General features: G+C 42.5%; 14 protein-coding genes. 7 read left to right on the top strand and 7 right to left on the bottom strand.

Translation table 11 applies throughout. The annotated features are described in order from the left end of the window. Positions 1-45 precede the first annotated feature (45 nt). Both ACVAMZ_RS00555 and uvrA read right to left on the bottom strand, forming a co-directional pair. Positions 46-1,107, bottom strand: coding sequence for a M24 family metallopeptidase (locus tag ACVAMZ_RS00555; protein ID WP_461684725.1), 1,062 nt, complete (start codon positions 1,105-1,107; stop codon positions 46-48). Beyond that, entirely contained in the window at positions 1,100-3,931 is a 2,832-nt protein-coding gene (gene uvrA, locus ACVAMZ_RS00550; protein WP_320693719.1) for an excinuclease ABC subunit UvrA, read from the bottom strand. The genes ACVAMZ_RS00555 and uvrA overlap by 8 nt, the downstream gene beginning before the upstream one ends. A 142-nt stretch (positions 3,932-4,073) precedes the next feature. On the opposite strand from uvrA, the gene ACVAMZ_RS00545 reads away from it, so the two are divergent. From ACVAMZ_RS00545 to ACVAMZ_RS00530, 4 genes are all read left to right on the top strand, one after another. Beyond that, positions 4,074-5,018: a magnesium transporter CorA family protein gene (locus ACVAMZ_RS00545; RefSeq protein ID WP_000815631.1), complete on the top strand. Its 945-nt coding sequence runs from the start codon at positions 4,074-4,076 to the stop codon at positions 5,016-5,018. A gap of 12 nt (positions 5,019-5,030) precedes the next feature. After that, positions 5,031-5,705 (top strand): DUF1129 domain-containing protein, encoded by a 675-nt coding sequence (locus ACVAMZ_RS00540; protein ID WP_006146142.1) that lies wholly within the window; start codon positions 5,031-5,033, stop codon positions 5,703-5,705. A 200-nt stretch (positions 5,706-5,905) separates the two neighbouring features. Then, positions 5,906-6,169 (top strand): SemiSWEET family transporter, encoded by a 264-nt coding sequence (locus ACVAMZ_RS00535; protein ID WP_004250486.1) that lies wholly within the window; start codon positions 5,906-5,908, stop codon positions 6,167-6,169. Between the two features lie 149 nt (positions 6,170-6,318). Beyond that, on the top strand, positions 6,319-7,356 hold the full coding sequence (locus ACVAMZ_RS00530; RefSeq protein ID WP_461684724.1) for a S66 family peptidase: 1,038 nt from the start codon (positions 6,319-6,321) through the stop codon (positions 7,354-7,356). A gap of 54 nt (positions 7,357-7,410) precedes the next feature. On the opposite strand, the gene ACVAMZ_RS00525 is transcribed toward ACVAMZ_RS00530, so the two are convergent. The 3 genes from ACVAMZ_RS00525 to mutL all read right to left on the bottom strand — a co-directional run bounded on the left by ACVAMZ_RS00525 (position 7,411) and on the right by mutL (position 10,647). Then, complete coding sequence (locus ACVAMZ_RS00525) at positions 7,411-7,974, bottom strand: DNA-3-methyladenine glycosylase I (RefSeq protein WP_461684723.1); 564 nt, start codon at positions 7,972-7,974, stop codon at positions 7,411-7,413. A 9-nt stretch (positions 7,975-7,983) separates the two neighbouring features. Then, entirely contained in the window at positions 7,984-8,577 is a 594-nt protein-coding gene (gene ruvA, locus ACVAMZ_RS00520) for a Holliday junction branch migration protein RuvA (RefSeq protein WP_461684722.1), read from the bottom strand. Positions 8,578-8,697: 120 nt separating this feature from the next. Further along, positions 8,698-10,647 carry a DNA mismatch repair endonuclease MutL gene (gene mutL, locus ACVAMZ_RS00515; protein ID WP_461684721.1) on the bottom strand — a complete coding sequence of 650 codons (1,950 nt, stop codon included), beginning with the start codon at positions 10,645-10,647 and terminating at the stop codon, positions 8,698-8,700. A 183-nt stretch (positions 10,648-10,830) separates the two neighbouring features. Here mutL and tyrS point away from each other — a divergent pair, with 183 nt between their 5' ends. Both tyrS and ACVAMZ_RS00505 read left to right on the top strand, forming a co-directional pair. Then, positions 10,831-12,087 carry a tyrosine--tRNA ligase gene (tyrS, locus tag ACVAMZ_RS00510; protein ID WP_461684720.1) on the top strand — a complete coding sequence of 419 codons (1,257 nt, stop codon included), beginning with the start codon at positions 10,831-10,833 and terminating at the stop codon, positions 12,085-12,087. A 53-nt stretch (positions 12,088-12,140) separates the two neighbouring features. After that, a complete protein-coding gene (locus tag ACVAMZ_RS00505; RefSeq protein ID WP_461684719.1) occupies positions 12,141-12,989 on the top strand; it encodes a putative RNA methyltransferase in 849 nt (282 codons plus the stop codon). Between the two features lie 52 nt (positions 12,990-13,041). On the opposite strand, the gene glgP is transcribed toward ACVAMZ_RS00505, so the two are convergent. Further along, the gene (glgP, locus tag ACVAMZ_RS00500) at positions 13,042-15,300 is read right to left on the bottom strand and encodes a glycogen/starch/alpha-glucan family phosphorylase (RefSeq protein ID WP_461684718.1); all 2,259 of its coding nucleotides are present in this window, start codon (positions 15,298-15,300) and stop codon (positions 13,042-13,044) included. Positions 15,301-15,322: 22 nt separating this feature from the next. Then, complete coding sequence (malQ, locus tag ACVAMZ_RS00495) at positions 15,323-16,840, bottom strand: 4-alpha-glucanotransferase (RefSeq protein ID WP_414254143.1); 1,518 nt, start codon at positions 16,838-16,840, stop codon at positions 15,323-15,325. Between the two features lie 417 nt (positions 16,841-17,257). On the opposite strand from malQ, the gene ACVAMZ_RS00490 reads away from it, so the two are divergent. After that, positions 17,258-18,526 carry an extracellular solute-binding protein gene (locus ACVAMZ_RS00490; RefSeq protein WP_458636561.1) on the top strand — a complete coding sequence of 423 codons (1,269 nt, stop codon included), beginning with the start codon at positions 17,258-17,260 and terminating at the stop codon, positions 18,524-18,526. The last annotated feature ends 13 nt before the right edge of the window (positions 18,527-18,539 follow it).

The raw sequence follows: 18,539 nt of genomic DNA, 5'->3' as shown, positions 1-18,539 counted from the left end.
TATAAACCTTTAACTAGTAAAAGTCAACGATTTATCTCATTTTTCTTAGATTACGATTAATTCTTTTGGAGCAAGGGTTAATAACTCGCAACCGGTATCTGTGATCAGGATATCATCTTCGATACGAACTCCATATTTACCTTCGATATAAATACCCGGTTCATCAGTCAAGACCATACCAGTTTTGATAACTTCTTTGGAAGTTTGGCTAAAGTATGGCTCTTCGTGGATATCAAGTCCGATACCGTGTCCGATACCGTGTGTAAAGTATTGCCCATAGCCTGCTTCCACAATGATATCACGAGGGATTTTATCAAAGTCACGGAAACCTAAGCCAGCCTTAGCTTGGTCAATCAATGCTTGGTTAGCCTTTAAAACAGTGTTGTAGATTTCTGCTTGTTCGTCGCTGACATGGCCTAGGTAGACGGTACGTGTCATATCACTGACATAATGCTCGTAAAGGCACCCAAAGTCCATAGTGATAGCTTCGCCTAGTTCTACTGGCTTGTGCATTGGGTGAGCATGGGGTTTAGAAGAGTTGATGCCACTCGCTAAGATTGTGTCAAAAGACAAACCTGCCGCTCCCAGCTCACGCATGCGGAAATCAAGGAAGTTGGCAATTTCAATTTCAGTCTTACCTGGCTTGATAAATTCAAGGGCATCGTGGAAAGCTTGGTCTGATATTGAACAAGCCTTGCGAATAGTCGCAATCTCTGTTTCATCCTTAATCATGCGAAGCGCTTTAACAAACTGTGTCTGAGGAATTAATTCCAAACCTTCAAAAGCGGCTTTCATGCGATGATAATAAGAAACCGAGATTTCATCTTCAAACCCAATACGAGAAAGACCCATGTCTTTCGCAATTTTTGCGATAGTAGCCAACTCGTCACGTTCTGCAAAAATCTCAAAACCAGTAACTTCCTGCTTAGCAGCGATGATATAGCGGGCATCCGTCACCAAAATTTGACGGTCACGACTGATAAAGACCGTACCATTTGAACCCCAAAATCCTGTCAAATAGTAGACATTTTTAAGGTTATTGATAATGATTCCATCTAGTTCTTTTTCTTGCATTTTATTGAGAAATGCTTGTACACGTTTATTCATGATGTAACTTTCCTTTCAAATACTGTCCTGTATAGCTTGCTTCATTGGCAGCTACTTCCTCTGGAGTTCCTGTTGCAATGATGGTACCACCACCGACACCGCCTTCTGGGCCTAGGTCGATAATATGGTCTGCTGTTTTGATGACATCTAGATTGTGCTCAATCACGAGAACTGTATTGCCATCATCTACAAAGCGAGACAAGACCTTTAGTAGACGCGCGATATCCTCGGTATGAAGACCAGTTGTCGGTTCATCTAGAATGTAGAAGGATTTACCGGTCGAGCGTTTATGGAGCTCGCTAGCCAGCTTCATACGTTGCGCTTCTCCACCAGAAAGTGTCGTGGCTGGTTGCCCTAAGGTCACATAGCCTAGACCAACATCTTTGATAGTCTGGAGTTTGCGTTGAATTTTTGGAATGTGTTTGAAAAATTCCACCGCATCGTTGACGGTCATATCTAAAACTTGCGAGATATTCTTTTCCTTGTAGTGAACTTCTAGGGTTTCACTATTGTAGCGGGTTCCGTGGCAGACCTCACAAGCCACATAAACATCTGGCAAGAAGTGCATCTCGATCTTGATAATCCCGTCACCTGAGCAGGCTTCACAGCGACCACCCTTAACATTGAAACTGAAACGACCCTTTTTGTAACCTCGAATCTTGGCTTCATTTGTCTGAGCAAAGAGGTCTCGAATGTCATCAAAGACACCTGTATAGGTCGCAGGATTGGACCTTGGTGTTCTTCCAATAGGACTCTGGTCAATATCAATCAGACGATCGATATGCTCAATCCCTGAGATAGTCTTAAACTTTCCAGGCTTGTCTGAATTTCGATTGAGTTTTTGAGCAATGGCTTTTTTGAGGATGCTGTTAATAAGTGTCGACTTCCCTGAGCCAGAGACCCCTGTCACCGCAATGAATTTCCCGAGTGGGAAGCGAGCGGTGATATTTTGTAGGTTGTTCTCACGCGCCCCAGTCACCTCGATAAAGCGACCATTGCCTATACGGCGTTCCGTCGGTACTGGAATCGCACGTTTCCCTGACAGATACTGTCCTGTAATTGACTTACTGTTTCGAGCTACCTGCTTAGGCGTTCCTGCTGCTACAATCTCTCCACCAAAGACCCCTGCACCAGGGCCGACGTCTATCAGATAATCGGCTTCTCGCATGGTGTCTTCATCGTGTTCTACCACGATAAGAGTATTACCCAAATCCCGCATCTTTTTCAGACTGGCAATCAGACGGTCATTGTCCCTCTGGTGGAGACCGATTGACGGCTCATCTAAGATATAGAGGACTCCTGAGAGATTGGAACCAATCTGGGTCGCTAAGCGAATACGTTGGCTCTCCCCACCTGATAATGTTCCTGCAGAACGAGAAAGGGTCAGATAGTTGAGACCAACATTATTGAGGAAGGTCAAGCGGTCCTTTATTTCCTTAAGAATCGGACGAGCGATGGTGGCTTCGTTATTTGATAGGGTCAACTGTTCAATAGCTTCTAAGTGGTCTGCGATGGAGAGGTCAGAAATTTCTCCGATATGAGGTCCTTCCTCTCCTCCTACACGAACGGATAAGGCCTGATCGTTGAGGCGATAACCATGACACGTGCCACAAGTTAGCTCATTCATATAAAGACGCATTTGTGTGCGGGTATAGTCGCTATTGGTTTCATGATAGCGACGCTTGATATTCCCTATAACACCTTCAAAAGGAATGTTGATGTCGCGAACTCCACCGAATTCATTTTCATAGTGGAAATGGAATTCCTTACCATCTGAACCATAGAAAATGAGATGTTTCTCCTCCTCAGACAAGTCCTCAAAAGGAGTATCCATATCCACTCCAAAGGCTGTCATGGCTTGTTCTAGCATATTTGGATAATAGTTAGAAGAGATGGGATTCCAAGGTGCTAAGGCTCCCTCACGAAGTGTCTTGCTAGCATCTGGTACGACTAAGTCCGTATCAACCTCTAGCTTGATCCCCAAACCATCACACTCACTACAAGAACCAAACGGAGCATTGAAGGAGAAGAGACGAGGTTCTAGTTCCGGAACTGTAAAGCCGCAAACTGGACAAGCATAATGTTCTGAAAAGAGTAACTCCGAATCATCCATAGTATCGATAACCACATAACCTTCTGCGATACGAAGGGCTGCTTCGATGGAATCAAAGAGACGACTACGGATGCCTTCTTTAATGATAATACGGTCTACCACCACATCGATGGTATGTTGTTTATTCTTTTCAAGTTCAGGAACTTCGGTCACATCATAGACAACCCCATCGACACGGACACGAACATAGCCATCCTTTTGAATTTTTTCAATCAGAGTCTTGTGTTGCCCTTTTTTCTTACGAATAACAGGAGCCAAAATCTGCAGACGCTGGCGCTCTGGCAATTCCAAGACCTTGTCTACGATCTGTTCGACAGACGAAGCCTTGATAGCCCCATGTCCATTTATACAGTAGGGTGTTCCTACACGAGCATAGAGGAGACGTAGGTAGTCGTTGATTTCCGTCGTAGTTCCAACCGTTGAGCGAGGGTTTTTACTAGTCGTTTTCTGGTCAATGGAAATAGCAGGGCTGAGACCATCGATAGAGTCCACATCTGGTTTTTCCACATTGCCCAAAAACTGACGAGCATAGGCTGACAGACTTTCAACGTAGCGACGTTGCCCTTCTGCATACAGGGTATCAAAGGCAAGACTCGACTTGCCCGAACCCGACAGCCCCGTCACCACAACTAGCTTATCACGTGGAATTTCCACATCTATATTTTTTAAATTATGGGCGCGTGCCCCATGGATGACAATCTTATCTTGCATGTTACTTCTTTCTAGTCCATTGTTGCTTTCCATTATACCAAAAAAAGTGAAATTCTATTACCAAAAAAGCCGATTTTGTAGTATAATAGTACGGTGTCAAAAATCACTGTAACACGGATTAGATTAGGAAAGGATAGGAGATATGAAGCAAGTCTTTCTCTCAACTACAACTGAATTTAAAGAGATTGATACGCTCCAGCCGGGCACTTGGATCAATCTCGTCAATCCTACTCAAAGCGAATCGATGGAAATCGCCTCGGCCTTTGATATTGATATTGCTGACCTCCGTGCACCGCTCGATGCGGAAGAAATGTCTCGTATCACCATCGAAGATGAGTACACTTTGATCATCGTAGACGTCCCAATCACAGAGGAAAGAAATAACCAGACCTACTACGTGACTATTCCCTTGGGGATTATCATCACAGAAGAGGCTATCATCACTACCTGCTTGGAGCCTCTACCACTTCTTGATGTCTTTATCAATCGTAGACTTCGGAATTTCTATACCTTCATGCGGTCGCGCTTCATCTTCCAAATCCTCTACCGCAATGCGGAGATTTACCTAACTGCCCTCCGTTCGATTGAACGTAAGAGTGAGCAGATTGAGAGTCAACTTCACAAGTCTACTCGAAACGAAGAATTGATTGAACTCATGGAGTTGGAAAAGACCATCGTCTACTTCAAGGCCTCTCTTAAGACAAACGAGCGCGTGATTAAAAAATTGACCAGCGCAACTAGCAATATTAAGAAATACCTTGAAGACGAAGATCTACTTGAAGACACATTGATTGAAACGCAACAGGCCATCGAGATGGCGGATATCTATGGAAACGTCCTTCACTCTATGACAGAGACCTTTGCCTCTATCATTTCAAACAACCAGAACAATATCATGAAAACCTTGGCCCTCGTGACCATCGTTATGTCTATCCCGACTATGATTTTCTCAGCTTACGGAATGAACTTTAAGGACAATGAAATCCCTTTAAACGGAGAACCGCATGCTTTCTGGCTCATCGTCTTTATCGCCTTTGCTATGAGTGTTTCTCTCACTCTTTACCTCATCCATAAAAAATGGTTCTAAACAGGAGTTATTATGTCACAGATTGATTTAAAAGAATTAACAAAGAAAAACCAGGAATTTATCCATATTGCAACCCAGCAATTTCTCAAGGACGGGAAAACCGATGCCGAAATCAAGGCTATCCTTGAAGAAGTCATTCCTCATATCCTTGAGGAGCAACCAAAAGGAGTGACAGCTCGTTCTATCTACGGAGCACCAACTCACTGGGCTCATAGTTTCAGCGAAAAAGAGCAATACGAAAAAGAACATCCAAAAGAAAACGACGATCCAAAATTGATGATGTTGGATTCAGCCCTTTTCATCACAGGATTATTTGCAGTAGTTAGCGCCTTGATGAGCTTCTTCTCAAACCAACCTGTGGCCTACGGATTGGTAACACTTATCAGTGTAGGAGCCTTTGGTGGAGTTGCCTTTTACCTGCTCTACCACTTCATCTACCGCTACTACGGACCAGATACTGACCGCAGCCAACGCCCTCCATTCTGGAAATCACTTTTGGTTATGTTAGCAACCATGTTTGCCTGGGTCTTCATCCTCTTCTTGAGTAACTTCCTTCCACAAGCCATCAACATCAGCTTACCACCTCTTGTTTTGTTGGTCATTGGAGGAGCTCTCCTTGCCCTACGTTTCTACCTCAAAAAACGTTTCAACATCAAGAGCGCAAGTGCTGGACCAGCTAGATATTAAGATAAACAAAAAAAGTAGTGTGTTTTACAGACAGACTACTTTTATTATGGCTCCAAAGCATTTTTTGATTCTCCAAAGAAAAGTAGCTACATTTTCTAAAAACGTTCTAATGTAACGGCTCCCCTTAAAATCCCTAGGTTTTATCCTTGAATTCAAGTTGTTTTTCTGTTATGATAATAAAGTAATAAGGAGAAATATATATGACTAAACAGAGAATTAATCAAATTGTCGGTTCAATTGGTGCCTTTATCGGGATTATTGTATTTATAGCCTACATCCCCCAAATTTTTGCCAATTTACAAGGAAATAAAGCTCAACCATTCCAACCTTTATCAGCAGCAGTCTCTTGCTTAATCTGGGTCATTTATGGATGGACAAAAGAGCCTAAGAAAGACTGGATTCTAATCATTCCAAACTCGGCTGGGGTTATCCTTGGCGGACTGACCTTCCTTACTGCTCTATAAGAATGCAACTACTATAAAAAGCAACCACACGATTGGTTGCTTTTTTACTATTTTCTCGATCTAAAAGTCTTCTTCTGACTCTAATTCTTGTTGTTTCCCTTCATCTTTTGTGATACAATAGCATCAATTTATTTTTAGGAGGATAATATATGACTTCTACTATTGGTATTGTGAGCTTATCTAGTGGAATTATCGGTGAAGATATTGTCAAACACGAAGTGGACTTGGGCGTTCAACGTCTCAAGGACCTAGGACTCAATCCTATCTTTTTACCTCATTCGCTAAAAGGCTTAGATTTTATCAAAGAACATCCTGAAGCTCGTGCAGAGGATTTGATTCAGGCCTTTTCTTATGATAGCATCGACATGATCCTATGCGCCATTGGTGGAGACGATACCTATCGCTTGCTACCCTACCTCTTTGAAAATGACCAACTACAGAAGGTTATCAAACCAAAGATTTTTCTCGGTTTCTCGGATACAACCATGAACCACCTCATGTTGCATAAGCTAGGGGTCAAGACTTTTTATGGTCAATCCTTTTTAGCAGACATTTGTGAGTTAGACAAAGAAATGTTGCCATATAGCCTCCACTACTTTAAAGAATTGATTGAGACTGGAAAAATCTCAGAAATCCGCCCTAGCGACCTTTGGTATGAGGAACGGACTGATTTTAGTCCCAAGGCTCTGGGAACACCTCGTGTCAGCCATACAAATACAGGTTTTGACTTGTTACAAGGAACTGCACAGTTCGAGGGGGAAATCCTCGGCGGTTGCCTCGAATCCCTCTACGATATCTTTGACAACTCTCGATATGCAGATAGCACAGACCTCTGCCAAAAATACAAGCTTTTCCCTGACTTGTCAGACTGGGAAGGAAAAATCCTCTTGCTAGAAACAAGCGAAGAAAAGCCTGAACCTGAAGAATTCAAAAAGATGTTGCGGACTTTAAAGAACACTGGGATATTTGAAGTCATCAGTGGACTCTTGGTCGGAAAACCTATGGATGAAATCTTCTATGACGACTATAAGGAAGCACTATTGGATATCATTGACAACAATATCCCGATTATCTATAATCTAAACGTTGGCCATGCCACACCAAGAGCAATTGTGCCCTTTGGAGTCCACGCGTATGTAGATGCAACGGAGCAAGTCATTCGCTTTGACTATAACAAAGAAAGCTGAGATGAATTTCTCAGCTTTTTCTATATTCTCAAATACTTTCGCTATCTGTACTCACTACTTACCGCTTTTCCATTCACAAGCATTCTCATGGTCATCAACCAGACCTGCAGCCTGCAGATAGGACAAGACAGCGACTGGTCCAGTGAACTTAAAACCACGTTTTTTGAGATCCTTGGATATTTTTTCAGACAAAGGCGTTTTGGCTGGTGCTTGACTGTAGTCCGGGATATCATTAACAATGGTCTTCCCATCTACAAAAGACCAGAGATAAGCATCAAAAGAGCCATACTCTTTCTGAACTTGTAGAAAGGCCTGGGCATTAGCTCGCGTCGCAAATATCTTGGCACGATTGCGGATAATTACTGGATTATTCATCAAAACTTCTAGCTCTTCATCCGTCATGTCTGCAACAGCTTGAATTTGGTAACCATTAAAAACTTGACGGAAGGCCTGGCGTTTATTGAGCACCGTTTCCCAGGATAGGCCCGCCTGATAAGTCTCCATGCAGAGCAACTCAAAAAGCGCTCGGTCGTCATGTAGGGGTTGGCCCCACTCTTCATCATGGTAGGCTATATAAAGAGGGTTGGCCATTTTAACCCAACCACAACGTTTTGGCATAGACTTCTCCTATTTCACCAACATCTTGAGAGCAGATTTAATGTAATTCTCTGCTGTATCCGAAGTTCCTTCAAAGAATTTCTTAATTTTCTTGAGCTCAGTTGCCTTGTAGCCCAAAGCCAACATGGCTTCCATAGCTTCTTCCAATTCTTGGTTGTCACTGCTAGATGGAACTGTAGCCTTAGCAGGGAGATCGTCACTGGCCACAACCACCTTACCTTCCAAGTCCAACACCATCTGTTGGGCTGTTTTCTTACCAATCTTCGGAAACTTGGTCAAGTAGGTGATGTTCTTAGTCTCGATGGCTTGAACCAAGCCAGCATTGTCATCCGCTGCGATGATGGCAAGAGCAGAAACAGGGCCAATGCCCGACACCGAAATCAAGCTGAGAAAGAGTTTTTTCTCGTCTTCTGAACGGAAACCGTAAAGGAGATGAGCGTCTTCGCGAACAACTTGATGCACATAGATTTGCGCTTCTTGATTGACTTGTCCCGAGTAAGCATAGGGATTTGCTACGTGTAGGATATAGCCGATTCCGTTTGCTTCTAGAACAATGTATTTAGCAGTAATTTTGGTAATAATACCCTTTAGATATTCGTACATAATTTTCCCTTCAATTTATACTCAATGAAAATCAAAGAGTAAACTAGGAAGCTAACCGTAGGCATAACTTGAGTTAGGCAAGGTAAGGCTGACGCAGTTTAAAGAGATTTTCGAAGAGTATTAGTATTTGCCTAGTTCTCGTAAGCTCGTGTGATTTTCTTGAATGCGACGGAACATCTTTTCCATATCTGACTTGGTAAAATGCACCAAAACAGGACGTCCATGAGGACAGTTATAAGGATTGTCGCATTGAGAGAGTTGATAAAGGAGCTGTCTGGCTGAGTGGTCATCGATACGATGGTTGGCCTTGATAGACCGCTTGCAGGACATCATAATGGCCAGCTCTGCTCGGTATTTCTTGATAGAAACTTCCTTGGTCAAGAGGAGCATATCACACATCTCATAGATACCTGACTCGATTTCCTCTTCTGCCATCCAAATAGGATGTTCCCTTAGGATAAATTGGTTCTCCCCGTACTCTGCTAGAAAGACGCCGACTTCCTCTAAGAGAGGCATTCTTTCCTTGAGACGAAGGGCATCATCCGCTGGAAATTCGAAGATATAAGGTACTAGGAGTTGCTGTTGGCTCTGGTCAACATTGCCAATACTTTCGCGATACTCCTCATACTTAACCCGCTCCTGGGCTGCGTGTTGGTCTATGATGTAAAGCCCATCTCGACCTTGGGCAAAGAGATAGGTGCCGTGCATCTGACCGAAAAATTCCAACTCTGGGAAGCTCGAAGACTCTTCTCGCTCTAGCTTATCATAAGCCTTATCCAAACTAGCCATATCTAACTCTGGATGATCCAGTTGGTCGTAGCTGATAAGTTTTCTCTCTGCAAAATGCAGTTTGGCTGGTTTGGTTATCTGGTCTAAGGTTTCCTTAGCAAACAGATTTAAATCCTGTTTCTCTTCAGTCAAGTCTACTTGACTGTCTGAAACCTCAGCTGGAATTGAGATTGTTGCTTCCGTTTGCTCGTAGTAGAAATTGCTTTCTTTAAGTGGGAGAATGGTTTGCTCTACTTTTTCACGATTGCGAATGGTAGATTTGGCAAGATTTTCCAAGGCGTCTGGAATCAAGGTCTGTTCCTTGAGACTCTTTGCGATAGCTTCTGAAACTAGCGCCATCAATTCTCTTTCTTTGGAAATTCGTACCTCTTGCTTGGTTGGATGCACATTGACATCTGCTAGATAAGGATCGATATGAATGTGAATAACGGCCAGCGGAAAACGCCCCACCATGAGCTTGCTCCCGTAACCATCTAAAATAGCACGATTGAGCAAGAAGTTTTTGATATAACGACCATTGATAAAAAGACTGATATAATTGCGATTAGCCCGCGTCAATTCAGGCAATGAGACAAAGCCTGAAATTTCAAAATCTAGGTCCGAATTCTCAATCTCAACCATCTTTTTGGCACTGGCTAAACCATAAATTCCAGCAATGGCTTGACGCAGTTGACCCGTACCAGCTGTCCGTGTCATTTCCTTGCCATCGCTAATCAGGCTAAAGGAAATCTCAGGATGGGCTAAACCTAGACGATTGACGATATCGATGATATGAGATAACTCTGCCTGCTGACTCTTCATATACTTGAGACGGGCTGGTGTGTTGAAAAAGAGATCCTCCACACAAACCTTGGTCCCAACAGGACTGGTCGCAGGCACAACTTCTTCTACTTCTCCCCCACGAGCCACTAGCTTGGTCCCGTGACTTGCTCCATCCACTGCTGTCAAAAGAGTCAGTACACTAACAGATGCGATAGAAGGCAGAGCTTCACCACGAAAACCGAGGGTTCGAATCCGAAAAAGATCCGCTTGATTCTTAATCTTACTGGTTGCATGACGGCGGAGAGCCAACTCCACCTCATCGTGGGCAATCCCGTGACCATTATCGGTGATTTGGATTTTCTTAAGACCAGCTTCCTCAATCTCAACGATAATCTGGCTTGAGCCAGCGTCGATAGCATTTTCAACCAACTCTTTAACTACACTGGCAGGACGTTCGATCACTTCTCCTGCTGCGATTTGATTGGCCAAGACTTCTGGCAATTCAATAATATGAGACATCTTTCAGCCCCTTTCTTAACTATTTTTATCTATTTCTCTGAAAATATGCTAGTGCTATTATACCATATTTCACTCGTTTCCAAAAAAGTCCAAGCAGCAACTTTCTTCCCGATTTTACTAGGTTATTTGCCAAGTTTGTGGTAAAATAGGTAGAAACAATATTTTAAAAAGGAGAAAAGACACATGCACATTTTTGATGAGCTAAAAGAGCGTGGTTTGATTTTTCAAACGACTGATGAAGAAGCTTTGCGCAAAGCCCTAGAAGAAGGTCAAGTTTCTTATTATACTGGCTACGATCCAACTGCTGACAGCCTTCACCTAGGTCACCTTGTCGCAATCTTGACAAGTCGTCGTTTGCAGTTAGCAGGTCACAAACCTTATGCGCTCGTTGGCGGTGCTACAGGTCTCATCGGAGATCCGTCCTTCAAAGATGCTGAGCGTAGTCTCCAAACAAAAGACACAGTGGGTGGCTGGGTCAAGTCTATCCAAGGACAACTTTCTCGCTTTCTTGACTTTGAAAATGGTGAAAATAAAGCTGTCATGGTCAACAACTACGACTGGTTTGGCAGCATCAGCTTCATTGACTTCCTCCGAGATATCGGAAAATACTTCACTGTCAACTACATGATGAGCAAGGAGTCTGTGAAGAAACGTATTGAAACAGGGATTTCTTACACTGAGTTTGCCTACCAAATCATGCAAGGTTATGACTTCTTCGTTCTTAATCAAGAGCACAATGTAACCCTTCAAATCGGTGGTTCTGACCAGTGGGGAAATATGACTGCTGGTACCGAATTGCTTCGCCGTAAGGCTGACAAGACTGGTCACGTTATCACTGTTCCACTCATTACAGACGCAACTGGTAAGAAATTTGGTAAATCTGAAGGGAACGCCGTTTGGCTCAACCCTGAAAAGACTTCTCCATACGAAATGTACCAATTCTGGATGAATGTCATGGACGCTGACGCTGTTCGCTTCTTGAAAATCTTTACTTTCTTGTCACTTGACGAGATCGAAGACATCCGTAAACAGTTTGAAGCTGCTCCACACGAACGCTTGGCTCAAAAAGTCCTGGCTCGTGAAGTCGTAACACTTGTCCACGGTGAAGAAGCCTACGAAGAAGCCCTTAACATCACTGAACAACTCTTTGCAGGAAATATCAAAAACCTTTCTGTCAAAGAACTCAAACAAGGACTTCGTGGTGTACCAAACTACCAAGTACAAGCAGACGAAAACCACAATATCGTAGAATTGCTCGTATCTTCTGGCGTAGTCAACTCAAAACGCCAAGCCCGCGAAGATGTTCAAAACGGAGCTATCTACGTCAACGGCGAACGTATCCAAGACCTTGACTATGTCTTGAGTGATGCTGATAAGTTAGAGAACGAACTCACTGTTATCCGCCGTGGTAAGAAAAAATACTTCGTTCTAACATACTAAAAAACAAACTGGAGGCATTTGCCATCCAGTTCTTTTTTTGCTAGACTAAAACTATGAATACAAACCTCAAACCTAAACTCCAGCGTTTTGCTTCTGCTAGTGCCTTTGCCTGCCCCATCTGCCAAGAAAATCTGACCTTGGTAGAGGGCAGTCTCAAGTGTAGCAATCGTCATTCTTTTGACCTGGCAAAATTTGGCTATGTCAATCTGGCTCCTCAAATCAAGCAATCCGCCAACTACGACAAGGAAAACTTTCAAAATCGCCAGCAAATCCTAGAAGCTGGCTTTTATCAGGCTATCTTAGAAGGTATCTCGGGCATACTAACCACTAACCCATCCGCAAAAACCATCTTGGACATTGGCTGTGGCGAAGGCTTCTACTCTCGTAAACTCCAAGAAGCACATCCTGACAAGACCTTCTATTCTTTTGATATCTCGAAAGACTCAGTCCAAATCGCTGCCAAGAGTGAACCCAACTGGGTAGTCAACTGGTTTGTCGGTGACCTGGCTCGCCTTCCTATAAAAGACGCCAGCATGGATATCCTGCTTGATATCTTTTCGCCTGCCAACTACGGTGAATTTCGCCGCGTTTTATCTCAAAATGGTATCTTAATCAAGGTCATCCCAACTAAAAATCACCTCAAGGAAATCCGCCAAATGGTACAAGACCAGCTGACAAAGAAGGACTATTCCAACCAAGATATCAAGGAACATTTTCAAGAACACTTCAGCATCCAATCGAGTCAGATAGCTTCTCTGACCAAACCCATCACCGCAGAGCAACGCCAAGCCCTGCTTAGCATGACGCCCCTACTCTTTCACGTCGATCAAAGCAAGATTGACTGGAGCCAACTGACAGAGATTACCATCGAAGCAGAGATTCTTATTGGGAAAGTACTGTGAATGAATCTAAAATCAAAAAACGCATCTATTAAAGATGCGTTTTTGTTTAATCTTAGTTCAAGTGCCAGATATCTTCGTTGTACTGAGCGATTGTACGGTCAGATGAGAAGAATCCTGCTTTCGCAATGTTGACGATGACTTTATCCAACCATGCGTCACGGTCTTCGTAGTCAGCAAGCATTTGCTCTTTAACCTTGATGTAGTCTTCCAAGTCAAGAAGAGTCATGAACCAGTCTTTGTTGATCAATTCGTTGTAAAGACGTTCCAAGCGCTCTTTCTTACCGACTGCAAGAACAGCATCGCTTACGATGAAGTCAACCAATGGTTTGATCGCTTTACGAGCGTAGAATTCGCTTGATTTGTAGGCTGATTTCGCATAAAGGTCGATAACAGTTTCTGAATCTTCACCGAAGATGTAGATGTTTTCATCTCCAACCAATTCAGCGATTTCAACGTTAGCTCCGTCCATAGTACCAAGAGTCAAAGCTCCGTTCAACATGAATTTCATGTTACCAGTACCTGAAGCCTCTTTAGAAGCAAGTGAGATTTGTTCTGAGATGTCACATGCTGGGATCAAGAAGCTTGCTGCAGTCACGTTGTAGTTTTCAACCATGACAACTTGCAAGTGTGGAGCTACTGCTGGGTCGTTTGCAATTACTTCTGACAAGCAAAGGATCAAGTGGATGATATCTTGAGCGATTGTGTAGGCAGGAGCTGCTTTACCACCAAAGAATACTGTGATTGGACGAGCAGGGATGTTACCAGCCTTGATGTCCAAATATTTGTGGATGACATACAAAGCGTTCATTTGTTGACGTTTGTACTCGTGAAGACGTTTGATTTGGATATCAAAGATAGAGTTTGTATTGATTTCCACACCTTGGTGCTCTTTCAAGTGACGAGCCAATTTACGTTTGTTGTGAGCTTTGATGCTTTCCAATTTTTCTTTGACAGCAGCCTTGTCTTCGTATGAAAGAAGGTCTTCCAATTTAGAAGCTTCATGGTGCCATTCGCGTCCAAGAATCTCATCCAAGTAGTGAGACAAGCTTGGGTTAGCATGCATGAGCCAACGACGGAATGTGATACCGTTTGTTTTGTTGTTGAATTTTTCTGGGTAGATGTCGTAGAAAGCTTTCAACTCTGAGTTCTTCAAGATTTCAGTGTGAAGAGCTGCAACCCCGTTTACGCTGTATCCGTAGTGGATATCCATGTGAGCCATATGAACACGTCCGCTCTCATCGATGATTTGAACAGCTGGGTCTTTGTATTCTGCTTTAACACGGCGATCCAATTCTTTGATGATTGGTACCAAGTGAGGAACCACTTCTTCCAAGAATTCAAGAGGCCATTTTTCAAGGGCTTCAGCAAGGATTGTGTGGTTTGTGTAGGCAGTCATGCTACGAACGATAGAGATGGCTTCATCAAGTTCGATACCACGTTCAGTCAAAAGACGAATCAATTCAGGGATTACCATTGATGGGTGAGTATCGTTGATTTGTACAACTGCGTAGTCAGCAAGGTCGTGCAAGTTGCTTCCTTTTTCGATTGCTTCATCAATGATCAATTGTGCACCGTTTGAAACCATGAAGTATTGTTGGAAGATACGGAGCAATTCACCTTGTTTATCACTATCGTCTGGGTAAAGGAAAAGAGTCAAGTTACGAGCGATGTCTGTCTTGTCAAAGTTGATACCATCTTTGATAATTGAAGAATCAACTGAATCCAAGTCAAACAAACGCAAACGGTTTTTCGTAGCTGTTTTGTAACCAGGAACATCGATATCGTAAAGAGTAGATGTCAATGTAAAGTGTGCAAATGGCACTTGGTAGCTACGGCTTGAACGAACCAACCAGTTTTGGTCAGTCAACCAAGCGTTAGGAATCGTTTCTTGTTGGTTGTTTTTAAGAACTTGTTGGAACAAACCGAAGTGGTAGTTCAAACCAACACCGTCACCGTTCAAACCAAGTGTAGCGATTGAGTCGATAAAGCAAGCTGCCAAACGTCCCAAACCACCATTACCAAGTGATGGTTCCAATTCTACTTCTTCGATTTCGATTAACTCTTTACCTGCATCAGCAAGTTCTTTTTTAACTTCGTCATAAAGACCAAGGTTAATCAAGTTGTTTGACAAGAGTTTACCAATCAAGAACTCAGCTGAGATGTAGTAAACTTTTTTCTTACCAGTGTTGACTGGTTTTTGGCTGCTAGCAAGTTTGCTGTAGTTAAGAAGAGCAAGGTAAAGCTCTTCGTTACTACATTCTGCGATAGATTTATTGTAACGATTTTGTACAAATTCTTTTAATGGTAACATTTTTGTGTCTCCTGATATTGTCTTATTTCTTTAATTCTACCAAATTTTCATTAATTCGGCGATAAATTGTAGTCAAGTCAAGCAAAGTTTCTTCGACAGCAGGAGTCAATTGATCCTCTGTCATACGCCATGACCAGTTTCCACCAAGAGTAGATGGGAAATTCATACGAGCTGAACCATCCAACTCTAGCAAGTCTTGCATAGTAGCAATAGCCATAAAGCTTACTGATGAAAAGGCTGTACGAAGCATAGCATGTACTACTGTTTCGTATTCCTTGCGATTTGTATAGCGTGCCATGTACTCACGTGTTGGATCATCAATCTCATCACGGTACCAACCAAGAACAGTGTTGTTATCGTGTGTTCCTGTGTACATAACTGAGTTGGCTGGTGCCAAGTGTGGGCTGTCGATGCTTTCATGCTCTGGGTTGAAGGCAAATTGAAGGACTTTCATTCCTGGGAATCCAGTACGCTCACGAAGCTCGATAACTTCATCAGTCATGAATCCAAGGTCTTCTGCGATGATGTTCAAGTCACCAAGCTCTTCTTTAACAGCTGCAAAGAGTTTGTAGTCAGGTCCTTTCACCCATTTACCAGGTGCCGCTGTTTTAGAACCAGCAGGGATTTCCCAGTAAGACTCAAATCCACGGAAGTGGTCGATACGAACGATATCGTAGATTTTAAAGCTTTCACGCAAGCGTTCAATCCACCATTTGTAGCCATCTTTGTCCATTGCTTCCCAGTCATAGATTGGGTTGCCCCAAAGCTGACCGTCTGCAGAGAACTCATCAGGAGGGCATCCTGCAATGTGTGTTGCTTTTCCGTTTTCATCTGTTTTGAAGAGATGTGGATTTGCCCACATATCGCTTGAGTCCTCAGCCACATAGATAGGCATGTCTCCAACAATTTCAATGTGGTTATCGTTGGCGTATGCTTTCAATTTCAACCATTGTTGGAAGAAAAGGTATTGGGTTACACGGTGGTAAACAAGCTTGTCAGCTAATTTCTCACGGTAACTTTCAAGAGTTGAAGCTTTGCGAGCACGAGCATCAGCATCTGGCCATTCAGTCCAAGCAAGATTGTCAAAATGCTCTTTGATAGCCATATACTCAGCAAAGAGTTCAAGCCATGATTGATTTTCTTGAGCAAATTTTTCGAAGTCTTTGACAGCTCCAACTTCAAGGAAACGTTTGACAGCTTTCTCTAAAAGCGGACGACGTGCATAGTAGATTTTAGCGTAGTCAACTTCAGTTGGGTTGCTACCAAAGTCCACACCTTCAAGATCACTTGCTTCCAACAAACCTTGCTCCACTAAAATATCAAGGTCGATAAAATGAGTGTTTCCAGCAAAGGCTGAGAATGATTGGTAAGGAGAATCTCCATAGCTAGTTGTTCCCAAAGGAAGGATTTGCCAGTAGCGTTGCTTAGTACGAACCAAGAAGTCAACGAAATCATAGGCGCTTTGACCAAATGATCCGATTCCGTATGCTCCTGGAAGTGATGAGATGTGCATCAACACACCGCTTTGACGTTTTTTCATATTAGCACCTCAAGTGTTTATTTTGTTAATTACTTCAATTTTTGCGCAAACGTTTGCGCTAATTAAAGTATAACCCATTTCAAAAAGAAATGCAAGCGTTTTTAGAAAACTTTTTTTGATTTATTTATATTATTAAAAATAAAATTTACTATATCCTATTTTCTTAACTTGATAATTTTTTCAAAAAAATTGCGCAATCGTTTCCATTTGTCCATTTCCGAACAATTTTTTCTTAATTATTTACTTTTTCTTCCTATTATATCGACAGTTTTCGGTTTCTCTTAATTTTAAGCTTTTTAAAATTTTTTCAAAAAAACGCTTGCAACCGTTTTCTGTTTGTGCTATACTAGGGTCATAAGGGAAAACGTTTGCGTTTCCTCGAAATTAAAATTTGTTATTCTTTAGGAGGAATACACTATGTCAACTAAATTCATGAAGAGCGCAGCTGTACTTGGTACTGCTACTCTTGCTAGCTTGCTTTTGGTAGCTTGCGGAAGTAAAACTGCAGATAAAGCTGCTGATTCATCTGCATCAGGAAGTCAAGAAATCACTTTCTACGTTGAAGATCAATATAAAGCCTTCGCTGAATCAGCTGCAAAAGCTTACGAAAAAGAATCTGGTGTAAAAGTTACTATTAAAACTGGTGACCAATTAGGTGGACTTGACAATCTTTCACTTGATAACCAATCAGGTAAAGCTGCTGATGTCATGATGGCGCCATACGACCGTGTAGGTAGCCTTGGTACTGACGGACAACTTTCAGAAGTTACTTTGAGCGATGGTGCTAAAACTGACGACACTACTAAATCTCTTGTAACTGTGGGTGGTAAAGTTTACGGTGCTCCAGCCGTTATCGAATCACTTGTTATGTACTACAACAAAGATTTGATTAAAGAAGCTCCAAAAACATTTGCTGACTTAGAAAACCTTGCTAAAGATAGCAAATACGCTTTCGCTGGTGAAGACGGAAAAACTACTGCTTTCCTAGCTGACTGGACTAACTTCTACTATGCATACGGACTTCTTGCAGGTAACGGTGCTTACGTATTTGGCGACAACGGTAAAAATCCTAAAGATATCGGTCTTGCTAACGATGGTGCTATCGCAGGTATCGAATACGCTAAGACTTGGTACGACAAATGGCCTAAAGGTATGCAAGATACTGAAGGTGCTGGAAACTTGATCCAAACTCAATTCCAAGAAGGTAAAACAGCTGCAATCATCGACGGTCCTTGGAAAGCTCAAGCATTCAAAGACGCTAAAGTAAACTACGGTGTTGCAACTATCCCAACTCTTCCAAACGGCAAAAACTATGCAGCCTTTGGTGGTGGTAAAGCTTGGATTATCCCATCAAGCACTAAGAACCTTGAAGGCGCTCAAAAATTTGTAGACTTCCTTGTTTCAACTGACCAACAAAAAGCATTCTACGATGCTACTAACGAAATCCCAGCTAACACTGAAGCTCGTGCTTACGCTGAAGGTAAAAACGATGAGTTGACTACAGCTGTTATCAAACAGTTCCAAAACGCTCAACCAATGCCAAACATCTCTCAAATGTCAACAGTTTGGGACCCAGCTAAAACAATGCTCTTTGACGCTGTAAGCGGTAAGAAAGATGCTAAAACAGCTGCTAATGATGCTGTAACATTGATCAAAGAAACAATCCAACAAAAATTTGGTAACTAATTGATTGATTCAA

It is taken from the genome of Streptococcus sp. KHUD_017, from assembly GCF_054861245.1.
The sequence above is the reverse complement of the archived record's forward strand: the minus strand, read 5'-3'. Positions and strand labels throughout refer to the sequence as shown.

Coding starts and splice junctions, on each gene's coding strand:
- ACVAMZ_RS00555 (WP_461684725.1), bottom strand. CDS start 1,107: ATGAATAAACGTGTACAAGCATTTCTCAATAAAATGCAAGAAAAAGAA.
- uvrA (WP_320693719.1), bottom strand. CDS start 3,931: ATGCAAGATAAGATTGTCATCCATGGGGCACGCGCCCATAATTTAAAA.
- ACVAMZ_RS00545 (WP_000815631.1), top strand. CDS start 4,074: ATGAAGCAAGTCTTTCTCTCAACTACAACTGAATTTAAAGAGATTGAT.
- ACVAMZ_RS00540 (WP_006146142.1), top strand. CDS start 5,031: ATGTCACAGATTGATTTAAAAGAATTAACAAAGAAAAACCAGGAATTT.
- ACVAMZ_RS00535 (WP_004250486.1), top strand. CDS start 5,906: ATGACTAAACAGAGAATTAATCAAATTGTCGGTTCAATTGGTGCCTTT.
- ACVAMZ_RS00530 (WP_461684724.1), top strand. CDS start 6,319: ATGACTTCTACTATTGGTATTGTGAGCTTATCTAGTGGAATTATCGGT.
- ACVAMZ_RS00525 (WP_461684723.1), bottom strand. CDS start 7,974: ATGCCAAAACGTTGTGGTTGGGTTAAAATGGCCAACCCTCTTTATATA.
- ruvA (WP_461684722.1), bottom strand. CDS start 8,577: ATGTACGAATATCTAAAGGGTATTATTACCAAAATTACTGCTAAATAC.
- mutL (WP_461684721.1), bottom strand. CDS start 10,647: ATGTCTCATATTATTGAATTGCCAGAAGTCTTGGCCAATCAAATCGCA.
- tyrS (WP_461684720.1), top strand. CDS start 10,831: ATGCACATTTTTGATGAGCTAAAAGAGCGTGGTTTGATTTTTCAAACG.
- ACVAMZ_RS00505 (WP_461684719.1), top strand. CDS start 12,141: ATGAATACAAACCTCAAACCTAAACTCCAGCGTTTTGCTTCTGCTAGT.
- glgP (WP_461684718.1), bottom strand. CDS start 15,300: ATGTTACCATTAAAAGAATTTGTACAAAATCGTTACAATAAATCTATC.
- malQ (WP_414254143.1), bottom strand. CDS start 16,840: ATGAAAAAACGTCAAAGCGGTGTGTTGATGCACATCTCATCACTTCCA.
- ACVAMZ_RS00490 (WP_458636561.1), top strand. CDS start 17,258: ATGTCAACTAAATTCATGAAGAGCGCAGCTGTACTTGGTACTGCTACT.